The sequence below is a fragment of the Roseburia hominis A2-183 genome (genome assembly GCF_000225345.1).
GTDB lineage: Bacteria > Bacillota > Clostridia > Lachnospirales > Lachnospiraceae > Roseburia > Roseburia hominis.
The window spans coordinates 3,199,991-3,224,005 of sequence record NC_015977.1 but is presented as its reverse complement, the minus strand read 5'-3'; the positions used below and the strand labels follow the sequence as shown (position 1 = coordinate 3,224,005).

Below are 24,015 nucleotides of genomic sequence, written 5' to 3'. Positions count from 1 at the left end.
AACTAATCCTAATAAGGAGGAAAATGACAAGTAGGAGAAATACCATTCAAAAAGATCTTGTAAGAAATACCGTATACGAAATGAGAAGACACGTTACGGCAAATGAAGTGTATGAATTTATAAAAGAAGCATATCCAACAATTGGAAAGGGAACTGTATATAGAAATCTTGATATATTGGTAGAGGAAGGTGCATTAAGAAAGGTTGAAGTTCCGGATGGACCGAACCGATTTGATTTTACATTGAAAAATCATTACCATGTAAGATGTATAAAGTGCGGTGAAGTTTTTGATGTGGATATGGATCAAATACCGGATTTGCTGGAAAGAATTCATAACACTCATGGAATTGAATTTGTGGATTATGATATTTCATTTAAAGGCATTTGCCCGAAATGCAGGGAGAAGGTAAAGAAGGAACAGCATGGATAGAAAAGCAATGTATAAGTTGAGTTATGGACTGTTTATATTGACCGCTAAAGAAGCAGAAAAAGATAACGGATGCTCTGTAGGAAAAGACCAGTTCTCAGAAGCATAAATGTATTATGATAGGATTATACCAATGAAAGAAGAACTAAGTATAGATATCATCGGACTTGCAGGAGCCTATTCTTATGCTTTGGACTGTATAGAAGCAGAGTTGGTAAATATCAAAAACAAACATGGAAAAAGAGTGGCTTATATAAGTATATGCATGGCTGAATATTGGAAAATTCAAGGTGATGAATTACAAGATTTAGCCATGTGTGCTTTACTGCATGATAATGCTTTGACACAATATATTTCGGAAGAACTGAAAAAGGATTCCGTCATTAATTGTAAAAAAGATTTATCCGAGAAAAAAACAAATCTTCATTGTATTTATGGTGAAAAAAATATTACTAAAATTCCATTTAAAACAGATGTGTCAAATGTGATTTTGTATCATCATGAACATGCCGATGGAACCGGTCCTTTTCAAAAAAAGTGGAATGAAATTCCATTGTTTGCAAGGATTATTCATCTTGCAGATACCATTGATATTATAGGAAATAATACGGGATCTGGAAATAACAGTTGGAATTTTATATGTCAGTACCTTTTAAAAAATAGGGATGGATTATTCGATTCAGAATGTGTGAATGCCTTTTTTCATGCATTCACACATTCTGAATCATTTATATGTTTACGTGATAATTCTTTTGAAACGAAGCTATGGGAGATTATCCCAAGACAAAAACAGGTTTTTGATTGGAAAACGTGTAAAAATGTCGCAGATTTTTTTGCAAAGATTGTAGATTATAAATCTTCTTTTACAAGCAGACATTCTATAGGAGTGGCTGAAAAAGCAGCTTTTTTTGCTCAATATATCGGATATGATTCTATTAATGTGCAAAAAATTTATCTGGCTGGTGCACTGCATGATATTGGGAAGATGGCAGTAGGCAATGAAATTTTGGAAAAACCGGATAAGCTTACGGATGATGAATTTTCAAAAATGAAGAATCATGCTGGCTATACATACCTTATATTATCAGAGGTTAATGATTTTGAAGAAATACGAGACTGGGCAGCTTTCCATCATGAAAAGTTAAATGGAAAAGGGTATCCTTTTGGAAAAACCGCAGCTGAATTAAATGAGCCGGAACGTATTATGGCATGTATTGATATTTATCAGGCATTAACCGAGGACAGACCATATAAGAAAGGTTTATCGCACGAAAAAACGTGTGAGATACTCGATGACATGGCGCAGAAAGGTTTTGTTGATTCGGATATTTCCAAGAAAATTAGGGAATGTTTTGGTGGAATCTAACATTAAAACGAGAAAATATAGGAAATTCATGAGAAATGCATTTGCCTGTTATGAATAGTATGGAACAGGTTCATAAAACAAATAAACGGAAGGTAGGATTAATTTATGTATGAAATGAAACCAGAATATTATATCGGTATAGATATGATAGACGAAGAACACAAGCAGTTATTTAAATATGCAGATGAGGCATATGAACTGCTTCTTGATGAGTTTACACCGGATAAATATGATAGGATTGATATAATATTAGAAAATCTCCGAAATTATACAGTAAAACACTTTAGTGATGAAGAGCAGTATATGGAATCTATTAATTATAAGAAGATATTTACACAGAAAGTTCAACATCAGGAATTTATACATAAACTTGATGAATTTATGGAACATCACAATGATGAGGTAGAAGATCAAGATGAACAGATTATGGGAATTTTAAAATATCTCACAGAGTGGTTAGTTAATCACATTCTGTATGTCGATGGTCAAATTCCAAAAGGCTGATATAGTAAGAAAGGCTGTTATTTTTTAGAGTAGCAGCCTTTTTTATTTTGAATATAAAATATGACACATCCTATACTTCCTAGGTGTCACGCCATACTTCTGTTTAAACGCCTTGATAAAATGGCTGCAGTCACAAAATCCTGTCTCCTGGCTGATATAAGTTAGGTCAAAATCTGTGAATTGCAATAAGTCCTCCGCTTTTTGCAGTCTTACTGTGAGAACCATCTCCTTGCAGGTCTGCCCATAGTACTCCTTGAATATTGCGGCAAAATATGAATAACTCATATGAAATTTTTCCGCCAGCTCCGCCACCGAGAGAGCTTCCTGGTAGTGCTGTGAAATGTACTCAGATACCTCTGTAAATTTTTCGCTTAATACAGTTTCTTTTTTCCTTTTTTTTATCTGAAAGCCTTCCTGCTTCCAGACACGAAGAATTTCTGCCATAAGAAGACAATAATTCGAATGCATAATAATGTCATAACCAAATTGCTTTTCTTCTAACGTCTTCACTGATCCCTGAATCAGCTGCTTCAATTTTTCCTGATTAAATTTCTCTTTCGAAAAATAAACCGATAGCTTCTGCTCCACTGCTGCCATGGCGATCAGACTCGAAATCGGTGGAAGCGCCGAACCGGATATATTCAGATGTACCGGATCAAATTTCAGAACATAGTAGCGGATTGGAAGTTGTCCTGCTGAATAAATTGCATGAGCCATCTGCGGATAAAATACGATTAGATCTCCCGGTTCCAATACATAATTCTCTTCTCCTGCCTCTACATACGCCTTTCCCTCCACCATGTAAAGAATCTCCACAAAATAATGCCAATGTGGAAGAATTGGAAACATCTCAGATGTCTGTGCATCAAATAAAAAGGCTTCATATGGTTTGTTTAATTTGTCTGAGCATTCAAAATAAGGTTTCACAGATTATCTCCATCATAGATTTTTACAATTTTGTAATAGATTCATTATATCATATCTTTTTTCTACATGATATACTTTCAGCAGAAAACATCCAGAAACTATATAATTCGAAAGACAGGAGATTTTTACTAAAATGAAAATTCAAAATCAACTTGGATATATTAAAGGAATTACATTTGCCCCATTTCACAAACGTGGTTCTCTTTCTACACAGACTGCACGTGATAGTTTTGATTATATGATAGAACACACGGCTGCTGATTTCGTAATCCTTGCTCCTGTAGGGCTACAGGAGCACGCACACTCAGAAGAGATTTGTTACACTTCCAGTGCCACATTCTCAGATGAAGAATTAATCAATATGATACGTTATGCAAAAAGCAAGAGCATCCGTGTTGCCCTGAAACCTACCGTTAATTGTAAAAACGGTGTCTGGCGCGCTTACATCAGTTTCTTTGAAAAAGATGTTCCATGTGAACCGAAATGGGAAAACTGGTTTGCCTCTTACACAGAATTCCAGACATACTATGCCAAAATTGCAGAAGCCGAACAATGTGATCTTTTTATTGCAGGATGTGAGATGGTAATGACGGAACACCGCAGTGAAGAATGGAGAAACGTAATCGCTGCGATCCGAAACTATTACCACGGACCTGTTTCCTATAATACCGATAAATATCAGGAAGAAAATGTAACCTGGTGGGATTGTGTCGACATGATCTCCTCCAGCGGATATTATCCGATTGATCAGTGGGAACAGGAACTTGACCGTATTGAAAGGGTCGTTCAGAAGTTCAAGAAACCATTTTTCTTCGCTGAAGCAGGATGCATGTCCAGAAAAGGTTCCTCAATGGTGCCTAACAATTGGGCAAATCAGGGAGCTTTACGTCTGGAGGAACAACCAGACTGGTATCGAGCTATGTTCGAGGCCTGCGCAAAACGCTCATGGGTAAATGGTTTTGCCATGTGGGAATGGGCACCGGTTCTTCCTTCCAGAAGTACTGCGGCAAGAGATACCAGCTACGAAATCTGCAACAAACCGGTACAGGAGGTTATTAAAGACTACTATGGGAGAGACAAAAGAAAATAACATACAACAAACTTCAGAACAGGATCTCTGGCAGGAAGAAGCTGCCATGATGCACATCTTCAGCCGGAACAGAAAAAATAACCTGCGCACGCTTCTTTCTCTTTTCAAGGGACATTATGGCGCGCTGGCTGGTTCCATTTTCTTTTTCATTATCAAGCATTCCCCAACCTGGGTTCTTCCAATCGTCACAGCTAATATTATCAATGCAGTGACAGACCACAACGGGAATATTACCAAAATTCTGATTCTGAATACCATCCTTATGATTGTATTTCTGGTACAGAACATACCAACCAACTACATCCATACCTGGCTCTATGCCAAAACGGTACGAACAGTAGAGAAAGAACTGCGCGAAGCCCTAGTCTGCAAGCTTCAGCAATTGTCGATCACCTATCACAAGGAAATGCAGTCCGGAAGGCTTCAGTCGAAGATCATGCGAGATGTAGAACAGATACAAAATCTTGCATCTCAGATCTTTATCTCTCTTTTGACTATCATTCTGAACATTGGTGTATCCTTCGGAGTGGTCATCTTCAAAAGCCGGATCGTATTTCTTTTCTTCCTCTGCACGATACCGGTTTCTGTTTTGATCATTGTTGGTTTTAAAGGAAAAATCAAAACCCATAACCGTGCTTTCCGTAAAGAAATGGAAGAAACTTCTGCAAAAGTAATGGAAATGGTTGAAATGATTCCTGTAACGAAAGCTCACGCTCTGGAAGATCAGGAAGCCCGTAAAATGAGTGAACAGCTTCGTAAAGTTGCTGAAAAAGGGCTTCAGCTTGATATGATTCAGACATACTTTTCTTCAATCAGCTGGGTTGCATTTCAGATCTTTCAGGTATTCTGTCTTGCATTTACAGCCTACATTGCATGGAAAGGAATCATCGGTGTCGGAGATATCACCTTATACCAGACTTATTTTTCCAGCATCGTCGCTCAGATTGCAGGTATTGTGACTTTGCTGCCAATCATTGCGAAAGGCCTGGAATCCGTTGAATCGATTGGTGATGTGCTTTGTGCAAATGATATTGAGGACAACCGTAGGAAGAAAAAAGTAGTTGATCTGAAAGGTGAGATTACATTTCAGGATGTATCTTTTACTTATAAAGGCGATGAAAAACCGGTATTAAGTCATCTGAACTTCAAGATTCAGCCGGGGGAAACAGTTGCCTTTGCCGGTTGTTCCGGCTCTGGAAAAACAACAATCCTCAATCTTGCCATCGGTTTCCTGAAAGCTGACAGCGGACAGGTATTGGTTGATGGAAATGACCTGATGGAACTGGATCTGCACAGCTACCGAAAGCAGATTGCCGTCGTTCCACAACAGTCCATTCTCTTCACCGGAACTTTCCGCGAGAATATCACCTATGGATCTGAATCCATCTCCGAGGAACAGTTATGGAATGTCATCCGTGCAGCCAACCTGGAAGAAGTTGTCCAGAAACTGCCTGATGGTCTGGACACGATGATCACAGAACATGGGGAAAATCTTTCCGGCGGACAACGGCAGCGCATCTCCATTGCCCGCGCATTTTTACGGAATCCGAAGATCCTGATTCTGGATGAGGCAACTTCTGCGCTTGACAGCATCTCTGAAAAGAAGATTCAGGATTCAATCCAGAAACTTGTGAAAGGACGTACCACACTGATCGTAGCCCACCGTCTGTCTACCATTCGCAATGCTGACCGGATTGCTGTGATTGAAAAAGGAAATGTTCTGGAATGTGGCTCTTACGAAGAATTGATAGAGAAAAAAGGCGCATTTTATCGGATGGAGAAAATGTAAAAAATCAGTAGCTGGTTAGTTCAGAAACCTGTCTGCGGAATTGATCTGGAAAGAGTAGAAAGAAAATAGCTGGACAGATGCAGAGGCACAGAGCAACATACTAACCTTGATTAAAAATACTTGATTTTACAGTGTTTTGGGGATGTTACAGTAGATTTTTACCAACGATTTACCAAAGCTATTTGAGTAGGGGATAAATTACTCAGGATCAGCCCGCATTTGAAAGAAGGTGACCACAACGAAACTGTTTAAGAAAAAAATTCCCGAACAGACTTATGATAAAGCCAGCCAAAAGCCGGTGATTAAGGCGAGCATCTGCAACGGCGAGCAGATTGCCGGTTTCAAGGATCTTCATACGGGAAAGATCGAGGAAGTGATGCTGATTAAGGGGCCGGCGGATTTGGAACGGTTTAAGAAAATGTATGGCATTGAGGATGAGATCGGAAAGGAGTATTGATATGGCGAAAAGGAATTGCGGGAACTAAACGAGGAGTATTGCAGCTGGGAGTACATGGAAGTGTCGGAAGATTACAGATAAAAAGTATGGACAGCCGGAATATGGAGTACCGGACATAAGACAGAGCGCGGCAGGGACAGCTGCGCATGGCAGAAGGTAAGAGAAGGGAAGACTGCCGGCGGAACATGCAGAGAGGACAGGGATACGGGATGAACAGTATTTTTCACAGAATCAGCGTTAGAAAATATCAGAACAGGGACGTGGAGCAGGAGAAAATCGAGCTGATGTTAAAAGCGGCGATGGCTGCTCCGTCCGCATGTAATCAGCAGCCGTGGGAATTTTATGTGGTGAAGGACAAGGCGGTGATCGAGCGGCTGTCAGAGGCGTCGCCCTATGCAAAATGTGCGAAGGACGCGCCGGTCGTGTTTGTGCCGTGCTTCCGGTCTAAGGGGATTGCGCCGGAATATTTTAATATCGATATGAGCGCGGCGGTGGAGAACCTTCTGCTGGAGGCGGACGAGCTTGGGCTTGGCGCGGTCTGGATGGGAATTTCGCCGGACGAAGGCAGAATGAAAGCGGTGCAGGAAGTGCTGGATATTCCCGAGGATCTTCATGCATTTGCGCTGGTTCCCTGCGGTTACCCGGCAGAGGAGAGAGCGCAGGAAGACCGGTATGAGGAGAGCAGAGTGCACTATATTATGAACTGATAAGCCAATATTCCGAGAGCAGAAGGTTGGCAAACAAAGATATCACATTATAAAAACGGGGCGGCAGGGAAGCGTTTCTCTGCCGCCCCGTTTTCGTATATTTATGAAAAATAAGAGGGAGAACAAGCCCCCTGCTTGCCGACGCTTTAGCGGTGCAGCTCCTGACAGCGTTTCCGGTACTCGGACGGTGTAACATCCGCGACTTCCCGGAAGACCCGGTTAAAATGTGTCAGATTGGAAAACCCGGTTTCTCTGGCGACTTCGGTGACATTCCGGTCCGTTTCCATGAAGAGCCGCTTGGCGTTCATGATGCGGGTCTGCTTGATATACTCCACGATCGTGCGCTTGGTACTTTTCTTGAATTCCCGGCAGAGGTAATATTCGCTGACATAAAAACGCTCGGAGAGGTCCTTGAGTGTGATATCTTCTGCATAATGGTTATGGATATACTGAATCACTTTGGTAACCCGGGTCTCGCGGAGGATGCCGGTGCTCTCCTGATTCATGCGCAGAAGCTGCACCATAATCAGGTTCAAAAGAGACTGCATACATTCGTCGTGGCAGTCCAGATGCGAATGCTGCTCCTCTTCCATGGCATAGATGATGCGCCGCAGCTGGTGAAGCTCCTGACTGTCAGGACGGTAAACCACCTGCGAGTGGAGAAGCTTATGAAGAAGATCCGCCGAGGTGATCGTTTTCGGGCGGAAATACAGCACCACCCGCGAAAATGCCATATCCTGGTCACCGTAGGAACGGTGCATCGTCTGTGGAGGGAAGAGAATACAGTCCCCGGCCTGAAGCTTGAAGAGCTTGTCATCCATCAGATGATAGCGCTCCCCGCTGTCGAGAAAATACAGCTCAAAATAATCGTGATAGTGAGACTGTGACATATTGTCATTGACGCCAGTTACCTGGGCGATGGCGCAGGCTGCACCGGCTGCCATACTTGTCTGTGCAACATCAATCATAAGGCACCTCATAGAAAATAAAAAACTCTGTTTCTATGGAAATTATAAAGCAAAAACGCAACAAGTGCAAGATATGTAAAAAAAAGTGCGATTTTGAACAAAGTCTGTATAGTTATTGAACCTGAGTTTTTGTAAGATGATGACAGAAGGAAAACAGATCTGAATGAACCGGATATAGACAATAAGAAAAAGAGTTACAAAACCAAAGGAGGAAAACTCGTGAAAGTATGTTACAAAGCAGGTGCTGTCACAGCACAGAATCATTATTATTCGATTGCTGCAGATGCAGTGGAGATTCGTGTATGGTTCCTTACGGATGATATCATCCGTATCCGGGCGGGCTTTGACGGAGACTGGGATGAAGCATCCTACAGTCTGGTAACAACCGCGTGGGAATCCCGCACAGATGAACTGATGAAGGATTACCGGAAGCGGATTAACGTAGCGGAAGCTGCACTGGTGGATGGTGAGACCAGGGCAGTGATTACCGGAAAGAAGCTCCGTGTGGAAGTGGAAAAAGATCCATTCCGTATCTGTGTCTATGATGCAGAAGGAACCATGCTTCATGCGGATATTCCGGAGCTTGCGTACCGTGAGGATTCTAACAGGCGCCGCATTCATACCAGCCAGATCGAGGATGACGATTATTTTTACGGATTTGGTGAAAAAGGCGGCGAGATCAATAAAGCAGAAAAATATATGAACATGGCTCCCGGAGATGCGATGGGATACAATGCGAAGGAGACAGATTCCCTGTACAAGCATATTCCGTTCTATATCAAGCTGCAGCGCAGCACGAAAAAAGCTGTAGGATATTTCTACCACAGCACGGCAGAATGTGACTTCAATATGGGACGCGAGAAGCGGAATTACTGGCATCGTTATTCTTCCTTCCGTGCAGATGCCGGCGATGTGGATTTATTCCTGATCGCGGGACCGTCGATCGGGGAGGTCGTTGAGCGCTACACCGATCTGACAGGAAAGTCCATTCTTCTTCCGAAGGCTGCATTCGGATATCTGGGATCGTCGATGTACTATCCGGAACTGCCGGAGAACTGTGACGATGCAATTCTGGAATTCATTGACACCACCAGGGAAGAGGGCATTCCGGTGGATGGTTTCCAGCTTTCTTCCGGATATTGTGCCGTTGAGACAGAGCAGGGCATCAAGAGATGCAGCTTTACCTGGAATTATAAAAGATTCAAGGACCCGGCGGACTGGTTTGCAAAGATGAAGCAGGCGGGCATCGTTGTCTCACCGAATGTAAAGCCGGGAATGCTTCTCGTTCATCCGCTTTTGGAGGAGATGAAGGAAAAGAAGATGTTCGTCCTCGACAGCACAACGGATGAGCCGGGAATCGGTACATGGTGGGGTGGAACCGGAATTTTCGTCGACTTTACCAAAGAAGAGAACCGCAAGAACTGGAAAGAGTATCTGAAGCAGGGTCTGATCCAGTATGGCTGCGAGTCTGTATGGAACGATAACTGTGAATACGATTCCATGGTAGACAAGGATGCCAGAGTATATTTTGAGGGAAAAGGCAGCACGATCGGTACGATGAAGCCGGTTATGAGCAACCTGATGTGCCAGCTGTCCAATGAAGCGGTAACGGAGTACAATCCATCGGTTCGCCCGTTTTCCGTGTGCCGGTCCGGACATGCCGGAATCCAGCGATACGCACAGGTGTGGGCAGGCGATAACCTGACCTGCTGGGATACGTTAAAATACAATATCGCAACCATTCTCGGAATGGGACTCTCCGGAGTCGCAAACCACGGCTGCGATGTCGGAGGTTTCTATGGTGTTTCTCCGGAACCGGAGCTTTTCGTCCGCTGGGTGCAGAACGGTATCTTTATGCCGAGATTTTCCATCCACTCGACCAACACCGACAATACGGTAACGGAACCGTGGATGTACACGGACAAGAAGCAGTATATCCGGGACGCAATCAAGTTCCGCTACCGCATGATTCCGTATCTGTATTCTCTGGAGAGCAGAGCGCATGAGACCGGTCTTCCGATTATGGAGCCGATGTTTATGGCATTTCAGAATGACCCGAAGACCTACAATGAAGGCGTAGATTTTATGTGGGGCGATTCACTCCTGGTAGCTAATGTTGTGGAAAAAGGAGCAAAGACCAGAAGCATTTACCTGCCGCAGACGGGGGATGAGAACGTTCGTTTCTATGATTTTTATACCAGAGAAGAGTATGCGCAGGGACAGACGATCGAGGTGCCGGTCGATATCAGTTCCATCCCGCTTTACATCAAGAGCGGTGCGATTATTCCGATGGCGGAGAATCAGATCTACAACCTGATGCATGAGACGGTAACCGGACTTCATATTCTTATGGCGCCGGACGTAGATTCTGAATTTACCGTATATGACGATGACGGAAAGACCAATGAGTACCAGAACGGGGCATATCTTAAGACCCATATTAAAGTGACGGCAGGAGTCAGAACCTGTGTGGACTTCACTTATGAAGGAAATTATGAGAATACCGTGGACACGATGTATCTGGATGTGGTACACAGGGAAAAAGCGCCGTTCTATGTTCAGATTGACGGTGTGGAAGTTCCGCATTTTCTTCACAGACGCAAATTTGAAGAGGCGCAGACCGGCTGGTATTACAGCCAGAGCTTAAAGTCGGTACAGGTGAAGTACCCGAATCCGAAAAAGGATCATCATGTGATGATTTCCTTTGAGGTATTCGATATGATTGGAATGTAATTTAAATTAGAATAAAAAAGGAAAAGGAGAACAAAAGCAATGAAAAAGAACATCGCCCTCATTTTGGCGGCAGCGCTCGTTCTGCCGACCGTAATTGCGGCAGGCGGCTGTGGCGCAAACTCCGGAGTTTCCAGCAGTGCAGAGGCAACGGCAGAGAATCCGATGGTATTGACTCTGGCACACGGTCTTTCCGAGACGCACACCGTACATATTGCCATGACGCAGTTTGCGGATGAGGTAAAAGAGAAGACCGACGGACGCATCATTATCAACATTTTCCCGAACGGACAGCTTGGTTCTGAGACAGAGAACTTAGAGCAGTTGCAGGCAGGCGTAATCGCAATGACCAAGGTTTCCGCACCGGGTCTTGCCACCTATAACGAAGCTTACAATACGTTCGGCCTTCCGTACATTTTCAATGATACCGAAGACTTCTACGACATTATGGATTCTGAGGACATGCAGGATTTCTTCCTTTCCTCCGAGGAAGACGGATTTGTGACGATTACCTACTTTACGTCCGGCGCCCGTTCCTTCTACACCAAAGACAAGGCAATCCGTGTGCCGGAAGATTTAAAGGGATTAAAAATCCGTGTACAGGATATGAAGTCACAGACGGATATGCTGACAGCGCTTGGCGGAACTCCGGTGGCAATGTCCTATGGTGATGTTTATACCGCTCTTTCCACCGGCATTATCGATGGTACCGAGAACAACGAGACGGCATTGACCACAGGTAAGCACGGCGAGGTCTGCAAGGTGTACTCTGTTGACCAGCACGCGATGATTCCTGACGTGATGGTCATGTCAGCAAAAGTATGGAACAATATTGCTCCGGAGGATCAGGAAATCATCCTGCAGTGTGCGCACGATGCGACCGAATGGCACAAGGAAGCATGGGATCAGGCTGTGGATGAAGCAATTACGGAAGCGGAAGATATGGGTGTGGAATTTGTCTACGATGTAGATAAGGAAGCTTTCCGTGAAGCGACGGCGGGAATGATCGATGAATACCGCGAAGAATATCCGGGAGTTGCGGATTTGCTGGATAGAATTGATGGAATCAGAGAAGAGGAGGAGTAAAAAATGGCTAAGACCTTAGGCACGATTAAGAAATATATGAACAAAGTTCTCGCGGCTTGCTGCGCAGTCCTTCTGACGTTCATGACCTTCCTGGTATTGTGGCAGGTATTCACCAGATACGTCCTCAACAGCCCGGCGGCATTTACCGAGGAACTGGTAAAGTACTCGCTGATCTGGACCGGCTTTATCGGCGCGGCCTATGCATTTTCCACCAGAGAGCATATGGCACTGACCCTGGTAAGAGATAAACTGACTGGAAGACCGCATCAGATTCTGGTTATCTTCATTGATGCGCTGATTCTACTCCTTGCAATCTTTGTAATCACGATTGGCGGTTATAAGCTGGCAGTGTCTGCAAGGGCGGAATTCTCCGCACTTCTGGGAGTTCCGAGAACGCTGGTATATTCCATCGCACCGATTTCCGGCATCTTTATCATCATCGCACAGATTATTAATCTCTACGAAGACATTACCGGAAACAAAGTAGAAGAATAAGGAGGGAAAAAATGAATATCGTACTAACAACTATCATTTTGTTTGTCGTTTTCGGCGTACTGCTGTTCATGGGTGTTCCGATTTCTGTAAGTATTATTGTATCTTCCATCGTAACTGCAATGTCTACCCTTTCCTGGGATCAGATTACGTTTATTACCATGCAGAAGATGAATTCCGGTATCGAAAGTTTTTCCCTGCTGGCGGTTCCGCTGTTCATCCTCGCCGGTAACATCATGAACAATGGCGGTATCGCAAAGAGACTTGTCAATTTTGCACAGCTTTTTGTGGGAAAACTTCCGGGAAACCTGGCACAGGCCAATATCCTTGGAAACATGCTTTTTGGAGCGCTCTCCGGTTCTTCCGTAGCGGCTGCATCTGCAATGGGCGGATGTATCAGTCCGATTGAAAAAGAGCAGGAGTATGATCCGGCTTACTCGGCGGCAGCCAACATTGCTTCCGCACCGACCGGACTTCTGATTCCTCCGACCTCTGCATTCATCGTTTACTCTACCGTAGCCGGCGGCGTATCCATTTCCACGCTGTTCATGGCTGGATATGTTCCGGGTATCCTCATGGGACTCGGCTGTATGGTGGTTGCGTTCATCTATGCGAAAAAAATGGGCATCAAGGCGACCGGCCGTGACAAATCCATCAGTGTTGCAAAGACGATCTGGGATGCCATTCCGTCCCTGCTGCTGATCATTATCGTTATCGGCGGTATCGTATCCGGCATCTTTACTGCAACAGAAGGTGCAGGTATTGCAGTTCTTTACTGCCTCATCCTGTCCATCATCTACAAGAGTATCGATTTCAAGGGATTTATGGAGATTCTCCTGAACTCTGCCAAGACTTCCGGAATCATCCTGTTTTTGATTTCTGCTTCTTCCGCGATGTCATTCGTGATGGCTTATTCCGGAATCCCGGCAGCAATCAGCAGCGCGCTGCTCTCGGTATCCACAAACAAATATGTCATCTTCATTCTGATGAACGTTATTCTGCTGATCATCGGTATGTTCATGGACATCACACCGGCAATCTTGATTTTTACACCGATCTTCCTGCCGATTGCACAGAGCTTTGGCATGAGCGACATCCAGTTTGGCGTAATGCTAATTTTCAATATGTGCCTTGGAAATATCACACCGCCGGTAGGCTCCGTACTTTTTGTCGGATGCGGTATCGGACATGTATCGATTGAGGAAGTAACACCGAAGCTTATTCCATATTTCCTGGTACTGATTGTGATGCTTCTTCTGGTAACCTTTGTACCGGGACTCTCCCTCGGAGTTCCTAGCCTCATGGGATTAGTCTAAGGATAGACCTGTGGAATTGCCGCAATAAGCATAGAACTTCTTTGCTTTGATAAGTAATATTATCAAAAGACCACACCGTGGGATTTCAGATGGAAATGCGGATGGATATTCGGTTCAAAAAATGTGGCATTTCTAACCAGCCGAATGTTTGCATCCTTGATGATCCGTGTCTTTCCAAGTTTGGAGCACTCCACGGACTGTGTCCGCAAATCATGAGACAATTTAAGAACTTTCGTGTGGCGCTTTTGCCGCTGCTGAATAAAACATAATCGCGCGAAGCCGATGTCTGAGTTGCCATCTGCCTTATCTTCAATAGCAGATGGCAATGAGTTTCGGTTCGCGCGATTTTATAATGTCTATGAAGCAGCGGCATTAGCCGCCACTAGAAAGTTCGCCCATTGTCTCTGATTTGTCGGACACACTCCGGGAGTGTTCAAACGTGGAAGAGACACGGAATCCGATGCAAACATTCAGCTGGAAGAAATGTTCACATTTTTCTCCAACGAATATTCCATCTGCATTTCCACATGAAATTCCCAAGTGCGTTTCTCATAATATTACTTATCAAAGCAAAGAGCGATATGCCTATTGCGACAGTTCCTTTGTGTAAGAGGTTATCTTACAAAGAGATATGCCGTGTAGGCGACGTATAATAACACGCAGACGGCGCCCTCCGCACGGCTCATGGACCGTTTGGTTCTCGCGAAAACAAACAGCAGGATACCGCTGCAGAGCAGCAGGACGCAGTCGATCACTGATTCGCCGAGCACATGAAGCGGCGAGATGGCAGCGGACATGCCGAGGATAAACAAGATATTGAAGAGATTTGATCCGACCGCATTGCCGAGCGCCAGCCCGCTGTCTCCTTTTCTGGTTGCCACAATCGAGGTGACGAGTTCTGGCAGGGAAGTGCCGATGGCGATGATGGTCAATCCGATAAAATTCTGGCTGACACCGAAGTTTGCGGCGATGATGCAGGCGTTGTCGACGACCAGATCGCCACCGAAGATGACAGCGGCAAGTCCGCCACCCATAAAGAGGATACTTTTCGGAAGCGGTAATACCTTACAGACCTCGCCTTCCTCACGGTTGCGCAGGGCGGAACGGATCATGCATGTGATGTAGAGAACCATTCCTGCCAGAAGAAGAAAACCTTCGACGCGGCCGAGCGTTCCGTCGAGAAACATGAGGCACAGAATCAGCGTGACCAGAATATTGACAGGCATGTCCCGCTTTAAGATCTCCGCGTTCGTCTGAAAGCCGGACAAAAAGGCGCAGATTCCGACCACAACCAGACCGTTGAATATATTCGATCCGACGACATTGCTGATGGCAATATCGTTGCTGCCGCCAAGCGCCGCGTTGATGCTGACGGACGCCTCCGGAGCGCTGGTTCCCATGGCAACGATCGTAAGACCGATGATGACGCTGGGCACCTTTAAGATTTTGGCGAGCGAAGAACTTCCCTCCACAAAGAAATCCGCGCCCTTAACTAAGAGTACAAAACCGATGAGTAACAATACATATTCCATACGTGTTCCTTTCCTGCGACAAAGAAATGGGTATAAAAAAAGACCTTTATCGCATCAAAAATGAGTGATAAAAGTCTCGTTACTTACAATAATAACCGGCCTTGCGGCGTGATGACGATTATTATTTCAGCTTCTGCGCGCAGCGTCTGGCGCATCCGAAGATGAAAACTACTCCCTTTTATTAAGGCTATTTTAGGACGGGGCAAAAAAGATGTCAATAAAAATGTCGCTATTTGTCGAAATCCAAACGAAATCCAAGCGGAAGCCAGGTGGAATCTGCATGAAATCCGAACGAAATCCAAGCGGAACCCGGGCGGAACCCACATGAAATCCAGGCGCAATGAGCGCGGTATATCATCCGGACGGTTTTGCAAGATTATCGTTGTAACAATCGATAGATATGTCTATAATAACAGATAACAAACGGCAAGAGAACGGAGCGTGAGGACACATGTTTTTTATTATGGGAATTACGGACGGCAGAAAAGATTTTGATTTTCACCAGATGATGACCTGCGATGCCTGCGGAGCTTACGGCAGATATCAGGTGTTCATGACATACACCGTATTTTCGCTTTTCTTTATCCCCTGCATAAAATGGAACAGACACTACTATGTGCAGGCGAGCTGCTGCAATGCGCTCTATGAGCTGGACGCGGAGATTGGAAAACGGATTGCGCGCGGCGGGGATGTCGAGATTCTGCCACAACATTTGCGTCCGGTGCATCCGGGGAATCGTGGAAACGGCTGGAATACCACAAAACAGTGCAGAAATTGTGGTTTTACGACGACGGAGGATTATGAATTCTGCCCGAAATGCGGTCTGCGGTTTTAACAGCGGCGCGGGATGCGGAATAGAAAGAGGTTACAAAGGAGAGAACAATGGAGACATGGTATTATGAAGTGGTCTCGATCGATGGAGATTACGCGAACTTAAGAAGAACGGATATCCCGTCAGAAGATCTGAAGCTTGTGGCGCGGGCACTGCTTCCGGCGGAGATTATGGAGGGAAGCAGATTGAAATACGAGCTGATGCAGTACGAGATTGTGGAAGCATCGGTCGGCTGAGGAACGACGATCGATGTGGAACCGGTGCACGAGATGCAAAAAGTGTTGTTTGCGGCGGATGAGCTGACCGGGCTGATCTGGGCGGCGGCGCTGCAATGAGCAGATGATAAGCCACTATGCAGGGTGGGAAAAGCAGATTGTTTTCGGAAATTCGCTGCAAACACCTTGACAGTTCTGATTTTTTGAAATAGAATCTAAAGCAGCGCGAAGAAGAGAAGAGTACCAGTGCGGCACCCTACAGAGAGAGATGCATACGGTGGAAGCATCTTGGAAGAAAGCCCTGGAAAGACCACCTCTGAGCGGCCCTAATCCGGTCCGGTGATTCCGTTATCATCAAACGAGTGATTTCCCGACAGTGGGATGCGTGATCCGAGGGGATCCGGCAGTCCGGCATGGTTTTACGGGAATAAGCAGGGTGGAACCGCGGATACAGTATATTCGTCCCTCATACAGGCACAGGTCTGTATGGGGGATTTTTTTCGTCCGGAAAAAGCACCCGGACGCAGAACAAGGAGGAAGAAAATGGTAGATTTTAAAGCAGATGAGAGACTGAACACACTCAATCATTCCTGCGCGCATGTAATGGCACAGGCAGTCAAGCACTTATACCCGGAAGCAAAGTTCTGGGTAGGCCCGGTCGTAAAGGAAGGATTTTATTATGATATCGATCTTGGCGATAACGCAGTCAACGACGACGTGATCGCGGCGATCGAAAAAGAGATGAAGAAGATCTGCAAAGAGGGCAAGAAGATCTACAGACGTGAGATCTCAAAGGCAGAGGCATTAGAGCTTTTTAAGAACGACGAGTACAAGCTGGATCTGATCAGCGATCTGGAGGACGGAACGATCTCCGTCTACGACCAGGGCGATTTTACAGATCTTTGCCGCGGACCGCACGTGGACAATACAAAGCTCTGCAAGAATTTCAAGCTGGTAAAATATTCCGGCGTGTACTGGAAGGGCGATGCGAACAACCACGTGATGCAGCGTATTTACGGTGTATGTTTCCCGACAGCCGAGGAGCTGGAGGCACATCTGAAGCTTTTGGAGGAGGCAAAGGAGCGCGATCACAGAAAGATCGGCAAGGAGATGCAGCTGTTTATGTCCGACGATCTGGTAGGACGCGGACTGCCGATGTTCCTTCCGAAGGGCTATACCGTATGGCAGGAGCTTGAGAATTACATCAAGGCAAAAGAGAGAAAACTCGGCTATCTGCACGTTATGACGCCGTGTGTCGGCACGGTTGGTCTGTACAAGACTTCCGGTCACTGGGATCACTATAAGGAGAACATGTTCCCGGCAATGGAGGTGGAGGGAGAGTCCTTCGTTCTGCGTCCGATGAACTGTCCGCATCACATGATGATCTATGCAAACAGAATGCATTCCTACAAAGATCTGCCGATCCGTATCGGTGAGATCGCACACGACTTCCGTTTCGAGGCGAGCGGTACGTTAAAGGGTATTGAGAGAGGAAGACATTTCTGCCAGAACGACGCGCACCTGTTCGTGACACCGGAGCAGATTGAGTCTGAGTTCGCCAGCGTGGTGGCTCTGATTTTTGACACCTACAAAGACTTCAATATCACCGATTACCGCTGTGTACTGTCCTTAAGAGACCCGGCGGACAAGGTGAAATATCACGACGACGACGCTATGTGGGATATGGCGGAGAATGCACTCCGAAAGGTATTAAATGATATCGGCATCGAGTATACAGAGGAGATCGGCGAGGCGGCATTCTACGGCCCGAAGCTGGATGTCAACGTAAAACCGGCAATCGGCAACGAGTACACACTTTCTACCTGCCAGCTGGATTTCTGCCTGCCGGCGAAGTTCAACTTGACCTACATTGACAGTGACGGAACGAAGAAGACTCCGGTTGTTCTTCACAGAGCAATCCTTGGTTCCCTGGATCGTTTCATGGCTTACATTCTGGAGGAGACGAAAGGCAACCTGCCGCTCTGGCTCGCACCGGTACAGGCAAAGATCCTTCCGGTCAAGAATGAGGATGAGGAGTTGAATGCATATTCTCATGAGGTATACAAATACCTTGAGGATAACGGAATCCGTGTGGAGATCGATGAGAGAAACGAGAAGCTGGGCTATCGGATCAGAGAGGCACAGATGGAAAAAGTTCCGTATCTTCTGGTTCTCGGCAAGAACGAAGTGGCAGACCGGACGGTAAGCTACAGACTTCACGGAGAGCAGCAGTCTACGACGGTATCCATGGAAGACTTCCTCGCCATGTTGCAGGAGGATATCCGCACGAAGAAACTGAATCCGGCTGCCGCAAAATAAAGAACGATACGGCGTAGTGTTGAACTTGTGTTGATTTAATAGTATAATCACTACGATCAATAATATAAGAATAAGTGCAAGAATAGATAGGAGGAATCTATTATGGTTACCTGGAACAACTTGGATACCCTTGCTTCTTTCAAGGAGCTTTCCGAAGTGGAACGTGTGAATCTTGTCGAGGCAATGTCCGGAGAGAACGGTGCTGACCGTGTGAAGAATTACAGTGTGCCGATGGCTGGCGGATTTTCTTACAACTATGCAGCCAAGCAGGTGGATGATAAGGTGCTTGCAGCACTTGTAAAGCTGGCTGAGGAAGCACAGCTTGCGGAGAAGTTTGAGGCACTTTACAATGGTGAGGTGATCAACACCGGTGAGAAGCGTCTGGTGCTTCATCACATGACACGCGGACAGCTCGGTGATGCTGTGACGGCAGACGGTGTGGATAAGCGTAGCTTCTATGTAGAGCAGCAGGAGAGAATCGCTGATTTTGCCAACAAGGTACATTCCGGCGAGATCACCAATGCGGCAGGAGAAAAGTTCACAACAGTTGTTCAGATCGGTATCGGTGGTAGTGACCTCGGTCCGCGTGCGATGTATCTGGCACTTGAGAACTGGGCGAAGAAAAACGGCAAGTTCAAGATGGAGGCAAAGTTCATCAGCAATGTAGACCCGGATGATGCTGCAGCAGTGCTGAATTCCACCGATGTGGCGCATGCCATTTTCGTACTGGTATCCAAGTCTGGTACGACACTGGAGACCCTGACGAACGAGTCCTTCGTAAAAGATGCGTTAAAGAAAGCGGGACTGGATCCTTCCAAGCATATGATTGCTGTAACGAGCGAGACATCCCCGCTGGCAAAGAGTGATGATTACCTTGCGGCATTCTTTATGGATGACTATATCGGAGGACGTTTCTCCTCTACTTCCGCAGTCGGCGGTGCCGTATTATCCCTGGCGTTCGGACCGGAAGTGTTCGCACAGTTCCTCGAGGGAGCTGCTGCAGAGGATCAGCTTTCCGCAAACAAAGACGTATTGAAGAACCCGGAGATGCTCGATGCACTGATTGGCGTTTACGAGCGCAACGTACTGGGCTATCCGGCAACGGCAGTGCTTCCTTACTCACAGGCACTCAGCCGCTTCCCGGCACATTTACAGCAGCTTGATATGGAGTCCAACGGTAAGTCGGTGAACCGTTTCGGTGAGCCGGTAGACTACCCGACAGGACCGGTGATCTTCGGCGAGCCTGGCACGAACGGACAGCATTCGTTCTACCAGCTGCTGCATCAGGGCACAGACATCGTACCGCTTCAGTTTGTCGGCTTTAAGAACAGCCAGATCGGCACAGATGTTGTGATCCAGGACAGCACAAGCCAGCAGAAGCTTTGCGCAAATGTCGCAGCTCAGATCGTGGCATTCGCATGCGGCAAATCCGACGAGAACCGCAACAAGAATTTCGAGGGTGGACGTCCATCCAGCATCATCATCGGTGAGCAGGTGAACCCGCAGTCTCTCGGAGCACTTCTGGCACACTTTGAGAACAAGATCATGTTCCAGGGCTTCCTGTGGAATGTGAACAGCTTCGACCAGGAAGGCGTACAGCTTGGAAAGGTTCTGGCAAAGCGCGTGCTTGCACATGAGACCGACGGCGCCCTGAAGGTATTCAGCGATCTGTTAAACATTTAATATAACGAAAAAGAACTGTGTCACGTCCTGCGGCAGATGCGCGGCGTACACAGTTCTTTTTTTGTGCGTTGGGAAGGGCGGACGGCATGGCAGTATTGCAGGAATAGCGGCAGTGCAATTCTTTGGAGCAAAATTTCAGAAGTTCTTCGGATGCGTCAACGGCATCCGGTTTGCTGTCTCTTTTGGCGTTCGACTGCGCGCCGCGGGTGTCCGCAGGCAACGGACAAAGCGTCGGCTTTCTAGTCTCGCTAGGCAGACCGCTTCACAAAGTCCCGATCAGACCGCGCAATCCGAAACTCGGTGTCTGCCCGCATTTAAAACACGGCGGCAGACACCTCAGACAGTCGTTTGCGCGGTCCGGTTTTACTCATCGGTCTGCCAAGCGAGACACAAAAGCCGTCGAAAATGTCCGATTGCCCGCGAACATCCGTGGTGCACTGTCGAACCTCAAAAAGACAGGAATCATCGCAGATGCCGTTGACGCGTCCGATAGAACTGCGGAATTTTGCGACAGAATGCGCTGCCGCGATTTCCTGCAATATGCACAAGCCGTCATAACGACAAAAGAAAAAGAACCGTGTACGCCGGGGCACTGCCGCTGGATGGACACGATTCTTTTTCTTTATAAAAATGTTTTTAAGATCTGGAGGACTCCATTCTCCCAGTAGGGCGCACAGGTATCTTTTGCCGCGGCGATGACTTCCGCCCTGGCGTTGGCGACGGCGTAACTCCTGCCGGCGTTCTGCAGCATCTCGATGTCGTTCAGGTTATCCCCGAACGTGCAGGTCTCTTCCGGTGAAATGCCGAAATGCTTCTGCACGAACTCGATCGCGGTTCCCTTGTTCGCACCGAGCGGATTGCAGTCCATCCACTCTTTGCCGGCGGCGGCAAGCTGTGCCTTGTCCTTCCATGCCGGGGTGAAGAGCGGCGCACACATTTCCTCACAGGCAGATTTGTGGTAGACGGTGAACTTGATGATATCCTGCTCCGGGATGTCAGATAGACGCTCTGCCTCCCGGATATCGTAGCCGTAGGAATCGCGCAGCCAGTGGAACATGCGGCTTCCGGCGTCTTCGGCGAGACAGTAGTCCGGTGTGGCGACAAAACAGTCGCAGTGCGGCATCTGTTCCTGCACCATGCGGCACATGCCGCTCCAGACGTCGCGCGGCATCGTGTGAACCATCAGAATCTCCTGCGGGGTGCGCACGACCGTGCCGCCGTCCGTGATGTAGAGCAGCTGATCTTTGATCGGTGCAAACAGCTTCCGCTCACTGATGAACTGTCTGCCGGAGCAGACGGCAAAAATGATTCCTTTCTGGACAAGTTCCTTAATGACAGTCATGTATTCGGGATCGATCTGCATCGTTCCGTCTTTTACCAGTGTCCCGTCGACATCGGTGGCAATCAGTTTTATCATGGGATTCTCCGTTCCGGGGCTGATGTGCGCCCTGTTCTGTAAATGTTTCTGGATACAACAGCTGTATTATAACGTCGGGAAACATATTTTGCAAATATCAACGGTTGTAAAATGTGCGGCAATCAATTACAATTTTATCTGGGTCATCTTAGGATGACATACACGAAAGAAACAGGGCATTTCCGGAAAAGCGGGGAATGACTTGATAAGGAGAGAAACATGGCGGTTGGATTATGTCACAGCGACAAAAAGGCGGTCTGCAGAAATCTGCAGTACAGTGAGAATGTAAATATGCCGGACAGCCCCGGATGGAAATGGGTGCAGACGGTACAGACGGAAGCGGCGGATCGTTATCTGATCCGGCTCAAAAGCAGGGAGGAAGGAAGAGCGCGCAAGACGTACCGCGTGGAAGTGAAGGAAGATACAGTGGATGCAAAGAGTGCGCCCAATGTGACACAGATTGTGCTTCTGCTACTGTTGCTTCCGCTGTTGGGGATTATTTTTGCGGGACTCCGCTACAGCTTAACCTCGTTAAATCCGCAGGACGATCTGCAGCTGGTGCTGATACTTACCGTGATTGCCGCGATACTTGGGCTTAGAATCTGGCTGATACAGCGGAAGGCGGATAAAACGCTCCGCTATTTTCTCATGACGCGGATCATCAATGCGCCGGGAAATAGGAACGGGGCATATGCGGGTGCCGCGCAGCGCACAGCAAACCAGACCTGGAGACGGACGGCATATGCAGAAGACGCGGCATATGCCGGGGACGCAGCATACGCAGGAGAAGACATTGCCGGTTCGGTGGAGATGGAAGAACCGGAAGAGCGGGTCTGGGTGGCGGAGTGGCACTTGTCGGAGGCGTACCGGCGTTACAGCCGCCTGCAGGCAATCCCACTTGCGGCACTTGCACTGGGGGGAATCATATTTTTGTACGCGATTGCGTACCGGTTTAACACGTCCCATGACACTGCACGCACGATGCTTCTGATGGGAGAGGCGGGGCTTTATATGACATTGCTCGCCCTTTTGAGCAAGGTGATGCAGTACCGCTATCTGAAGAAAGCAAAAGCGCAGGCAAAGCGTTATCACGCCAGAATTGCCCGCGTCATAACAACCGGGAAAAATGGCGCGACCAAATATTATCTGTATGAGTTCATGGATGAACTGGGGCGAAAGTGCGAGGCGCGTGCCATGTATCCGGTACGGCAGGCAAATGTGGGAAATGTGCAGGATATGGTTGGCGGAAAAGCAGATATCTGGTTTGATGGTGCGCATCTTCCATATGCATTTTCAGAAAAAGACGGAGCGCCGGATATCCAGATGAAGCTTCGGAATCTGATTGCGGGTACTGTGGCGGCAGTGGTTGTGATCGCGCTCATGTTTGTGTATGCAGGAAACCACTATGTGGCTTACAACCAGGATGCCGACAGTCTGCTGATCTCTTATGATTCCCAAAAGGCGGAGTCGGATCTGACGTTTGAGGACGTGAAGGACGACCCGACTGTGCGCTGGATCATAGATGCTTACGCGATCTATGTACCGTTTGAGAACGGAGAATATGGCGAACTGGGCGGTCATTCTAGAGAAGACTGGGATCAGGAGCAGGTGAAGGAATATCTGTCTGACTGGTGGGGCATTACGAGCCGGGCAACGGCGACCCGCACGATCAGCCAGATGCTGAAAAAAGGAACCAGAGCGTCTTACCGTCATGCGTTTGAAACTTACCTGAAAAAAGGGTATCTGTCGATGGATGAGGATGGCTATGTCGATATTATAAGCATCAGTGAGATCCCGGAGGATGAGCAGTGCCGGACATGGGTATGCTATGATGCGTATGGACATCTGGACACGCGCGGTGTGGATGCTTGGGATTATGTCCGTATTATGCGCATCACGGGACTGTGCTATCAGTGCGGCTACATCAGCCTCGAGGAGTGCCTCGACCAGTGTCTGCCGATTGCGCAGAGACTGCAGAAGGAATATGGAAGCTTTGAGGAGATTTTTGAAAGCTACATCTATGGATATCAATTCTGGAAAAATGACAGCGATGACGACAGGATCTATTTTTACCGGAGGGCGGCGGGAGAAGCCGTCGAAAATATTCAGTCGGAGTACAATACAGAACTGGTAAAAGACTGGGAGTAGGAGAGAAGG

20 protein-coding genes and 1 pseudogene are annotated in these 24,015 nt (G+C 46.9%); 17 read left to right on the top strand and 4 right to left on the bottom strand.

Annotated elements, in window-relative coordinates; all coding sequences use genetic code 11:
* The first annotated feature begins 23 nt into the window (after positions 1-23).
* From RHOM_RS14630 to RHOM_RS14620, 3 genes are all read left to right on the top strand, one after another.
* On the top strand, positions 24-431 hold the full coding sequence (locus tag RHOM_RS14630) for a Fur family transcriptional regulator (protein WP_014081076.1): 408 nt from the start codon (positions 24-26) through the stop codon (positions 429-431).
* 106 nt (positions 432-537) lie between these two features.
* On the top strand, positions 538-1,794 hold the full coding sequence (locus RHOM_RS14625; protein WP_014081074.1) for an HD-GYP domain-containing protein: 1,257 nt from the start codon (positions 538-540) through the stop codon (positions 1,792-1,794).
* Positions 1,795-1,899: 105 nt separating this feature from the next.
* Entirely contained in the window at positions 1,900-2,298 is a 399-nt protein-coding gene (locus RHOM_RS14620; RefSeq protein WP_014081073.1) for a bacteriohemerythrin, read from the top strand.
* 42 nt (positions 2,299-2,340) lie between these two features.
* Here the strand turns inward: RHOM_RS14620 and RHOM_RS14615 are convergent, their stop codons facing one another.
* Positions 2,341-3,225: an AraC family transcriptional regulator gene (locus RHOM_RS14615; RefSeq protein WP_014081072.1), complete on the bottom strand. Its 885-nt coding sequence runs from the start codon at positions 3,223-3,225 to the stop codon at positions 2,341-2,343.
* A gap of 133 nt (positions 3,226-3,358) precedes the next feature.
* On the opposite strand from RHOM_RS14615, the gene RHOM_RS14610 reads away from it, so the two are divergent.
* From RHOM_RS14610 to RHOM_RS14595, 4 genes are all read left to right on the top strand, one after another.
* Positions 3,359-4,315, top strand: coding sequence for a glycoside hydrolase family 113 (locus RHOM_RS14610; RefSeq protein ID WP_014081071.1), 957 nt, complete (start codon positions 3,359-3,361; stop codon positions 4,313-4,315).
* Complete coding sequence (locus RHOM_RS14605) at positions 4,293-6,104, top strand: ABC transporter ATP-binding protein (RefSeq protein WP_014081070.1); 1,812 nt, start codon at positions 4,293-4,295, stop codon at positions 6,102-6,104. The genes RHOM_RS14610 and RHOM_RS14605 overlap by 23 nt, the downstream gene beginning before the upstream one ends.
* A 229-nt stretch (positions 6,105-6,333) precedes the next feature.
* Entirely contained in the window at positions 6,334-6,561 is a 228-nt protein-coding gene (locus RHOM_RS14600) for a hypothetical protein (RefSeq protein ID WP_014081069.1), read from the top strand.
* A gap of 146 nt (positions 6,562-6,707) precedes the next feature.
* Positions 6,708-7,268, top strand: a complete 561-nt coding sequence (locus tag RHOM_RS14595; RefSeq protein WP_014081068.1) for a nitroreductase family protein — start codon at positions 6,708-6,710, stop codon at positions 7,266-7,268.
* Between the two features lie 146 nt (positions 7,269-7,414).
* Here RHOM_RS14595 and RHOM_RS14590 read toward each other — a convergent pair whose 3' ends face one another.
* Positions 7,415-8,236, bottom strand: a complete 822-nt coding sequence (locus RHOM_RS14590) for an AraC family transcriptional regulator (protein WP_014081067.1) — start codon at positions 8,234-8,236, stop codon at positions 7,415-7,417.
* Between the two features lie 219 nt (positions 8,237-8,455).
* Here RHOM_RS14590 and RHOM_RS14585 point away from each other — a divergent pair, with 219 nt between their 5' ends.
* Genes RHOM_RS14585 through RHOM_RS14570 form a run of 4 tightly spaced genes read left to right on the top strand, consistent with a single transcriptional unit; the run spans position 8,456 to position 13,860 of the window.
* On the top strand, positions 8,456-10,969 hold the full coding sequence (locus RHOM_RS14585) for a glycoside hydrolase family 31 protein (protein WP_014081066.1): 2,514 nt from the start codon (positions 8,456-8,458) through the stop codon (positions 10,967-10,969).
* 39 nt (positions 10,970-11,008) lie between these two features.
* Positions 11,009-12,052: a TRAP transporter substrate-binding protein gene (locus RHOM_RS14580; protein WP_014081065.1), complete on the top strand. Its 1,044-nt coding sequence runs from the start codon at positions 11,009-11,011 to the stop codon at positions 12,050-12,052.
* 3 nt (positions 12,053-12,055) lie between these two features.
* Positions 12,056-12,547: a TRAP transporter small permease gene (locus RHOM_RS14575; protein WP_014081064.1), complete on the top strand. Its 492-nt coding sequence runs from the start codon at positions 12,056-12,058 to the stop codon at positions 12,545-12,547.
* A gap of 11 nt (positions 12,548-12,558) precedes the next feature.
* Positions 12,559-13,860: a TRAP transporter large permease gene (locus RHOM_RS14570; RefSeq protein ID WP_014081063.1), complete on the top strand. Its 1,302-nt coding sequence runs from the start codon at positions 12,559-12,561 to the stop codon at positions 13,858-13,860.
* A gap of 614 nt (positions 13,861-14,474) precedes the next feature.
* Here RHOM_RS14570 and RHOM_RS14565 read toward each other — a convergent pair.
* Complete coding sequence (locus tag RHOM_RS14565) at positions 14,475-15,392, bottom strand: calcium/sodium antiporter (protein ID WP_014081060.1); 918 nt, start codon at positions 15,390-15,392, stop codon at positions 14,475-14,477.
* Between the two features lie 451 nt (positions 15,393-15,843).
* Here RHOM_RS14565 and RHOM_RS14560 point away from each other — a divergent pair, with 451 nt between their 5' ends.
* From RHOM_RS14560 to RHOM_RS14545, 5 genes and pseudogenes are all read left to right on the top strand, one after another.
* Positions 15,844-16,227, top strand: coding sequence for a zinc ribbon domain-containing protein (locus RHOM_RS14560; protein ID WP_014081059.1), 384 nt, complete (start codon positions 15,844-15,846; stop codon positions 16,225-16,227).
* 47 nt (positions 16,228-16,274) lie between these two features.
* A complete protein-coding gene (locus RHOM_RS14555) occupies positions 16,275-16,460 on the top strand; it encodes a hypothetical protein (RefSeq protein ID WP_014081058.1) in 186 nt (61 codons plus the stop codon).
* Positions 16,461-16,553: pseudogene (locus RHOM_RS18395) on the top strand (hydrolase); the annotation flags it as partial.
* 429 nt (positions 16,554-16,982) lie between these two features.
* Positions 16,983-18,758 (top strand): threonine--tRNA ligase, encoded by a 1,776-nt coding sequence (gene thrS / locus RHOM_RS14550; RefSeq protein ID WP_044024703.1) that lies wholly within the window; start codon positions 16,983-16,985, stop codon positions 18,756-18,758.
* A gap of 102 nt (positions 18,759-18,860) precedes the next feature.
* Positions 18,861-20,441, top strand: a complete 1,581-nt coding sequence (locus RHOM_RS14545) for a glucose-6-phosphate isomerase (RefSeq protein WP_014081056.1) — start codon at positions 18,861-18,863, stop codon at positions 20,439-20,441.
* A 622-nt stretch (positions 20,442-21,063) separates the two neighbouring features.
* Here the strand turns inward: RHOM_RS14545 and RHOM_RS14540 are convergent.
* Positions 21,064-21,858: a Cof-type HAD-IIB family hydrolase gene (locus RHOM_RS14540; RefSeq protein WP_014081055.1), complete on the bottom strand. Its 795-nt coding sequence runs from the start codon at positions 21,856-21,858 to the stop codon at positions 21,064-21,066.
* A 219-nt stretch (positions 21,859-22,077) separates the two neighbouring features.
* Between RHOM_RS14540 and RHOM_RS14535 the strand changes: the two genes are divergently transcribed.
* Entirely contained in the window at positions 22,078-24,006 is a 1,929-nt protein-coding gene (locus RHOM_RS14535) for a DUF1266 domain-containing protein (protein WP_014081054.1), read from the top strand.
* The last annotated feature ends 9 nt before the right edge of the window (positions 24,007-24,015 follow it).

Bases quoted from the DNA above. Each gene is read 5' to 3' on its own strand.
- RHOM_RS14630 (WP_014081076.1), top strand. From the start codon at position 24: ATGACAAGTAGGAGAAATACCATTCAAAAAGATCTTGTAAGAAATACC.
- RHOM_RS14625 (WP_014081074.1), top strand. From the start codon at position 538: ATGTATTATGATAGGATTATACCAATGAAAGAAGAACTAAGTATAGAT.
- RHOM_RS14620 (WP_014081073.1), top strand. From the start codon at position 1,900: ATGTATGAAATGAAACCAGAATATTATATCGGTATAGATATGATAGAC.
- RHOM_RS14610 (WP_014081071.1), top strand. From the start codon at position 3,359: ATGAAAATTCAAAATCAACTTGGATATATTAAAGGAATTACATTTGCC.
- RHOM_RS14605 (WP_014081070.1), top strand. From the start codon at position 4,293: ATGGGAGAGACAAAAGAAAATAACATACAACAAACTTCAGAACAGGAT.
- RHOM_RS14595 (WP_014081068.1), top strand. From the start codon at position 6,708: ATGGCAGAAGGTAAGAGAAGGGAAGACTGCCGGCGGAACATGCAGAGA.
- RHOM_RS14590 (WP_014081067.1), bottom strand. From the start codon at position 8,236: ATGATTGATGTTGCACAGACAAGTATGGCAGCCGGTGCAGCCTGCGCC.
- RHOM_RS14580 (WP_014081065.1), top strand. From the start codon at position 11,009: ATGAAAAAGAACATCGCCCTCATTTTGGCGGCAGCGCTCGTTCTGCCG.
- RHOM_RS14575 (WP_014081064.1), top strand. From the start codon at position 12,056: ATGGCTAAGACCTTAGGCACGATTAAGAAATATATGAACAAAGTTCTC.
- RHOM_RS14570 (WP_014081063.1), top strand. From the start codon at position 12,559: ATGAATATCGTACTAACAACTATCATTTTGTTTGTCGTTTTCGGCGTA.
- RHOM_RS14565 (WP_014081060.1), bottom strand. From the start codon at position 15,392: ATGGAATATGTATTGTTACTCATCGGTTTTGTACTCTTAGTTAAGGGC.
- RHOM_RS14560 (WP_014081059.1), top strand. From the start codon at position 15,844: ATGTTTTTTATTATGGGAATTACGGACGGCAGAAAAGATTTTGATTTT.
- RHOM_RS14555 (WP_014081058.1), top strand. From the start codon at position 16,275: ATGGAGACATGGTATTATGAAGTGGTCTCGATCGATGGAGATTACGCG.
- thrS (WP_044024703.1), top strand. From the start codon at position 16,983: ATGGTAGATTTTAAAGCAGATGAGAGACTGAACACACTCAATCATTCC.
- RHOM_RS14545 (WP_014081056.1), top strand. From the start codon at position 18,861: ATGGTTACCTGGAACAACTTGGATACCCTTGCTTCTTTCAAGGAGCTT.
- RHOM_RS14540 (WP_014081055.1), bottom strand. From the start codon at position 21,858: ATGATAAAACTGATTGCCACCGATGTCGACGGGACACTGGTAAAAGAC.
- RHOM_RS14535 (WP_014081054.1), top strand. From the start codon at position 22,078: ATGGCGGTTGGATTATGTCACAGCGACAAAAAGGCGGTCTGCAGAAAT.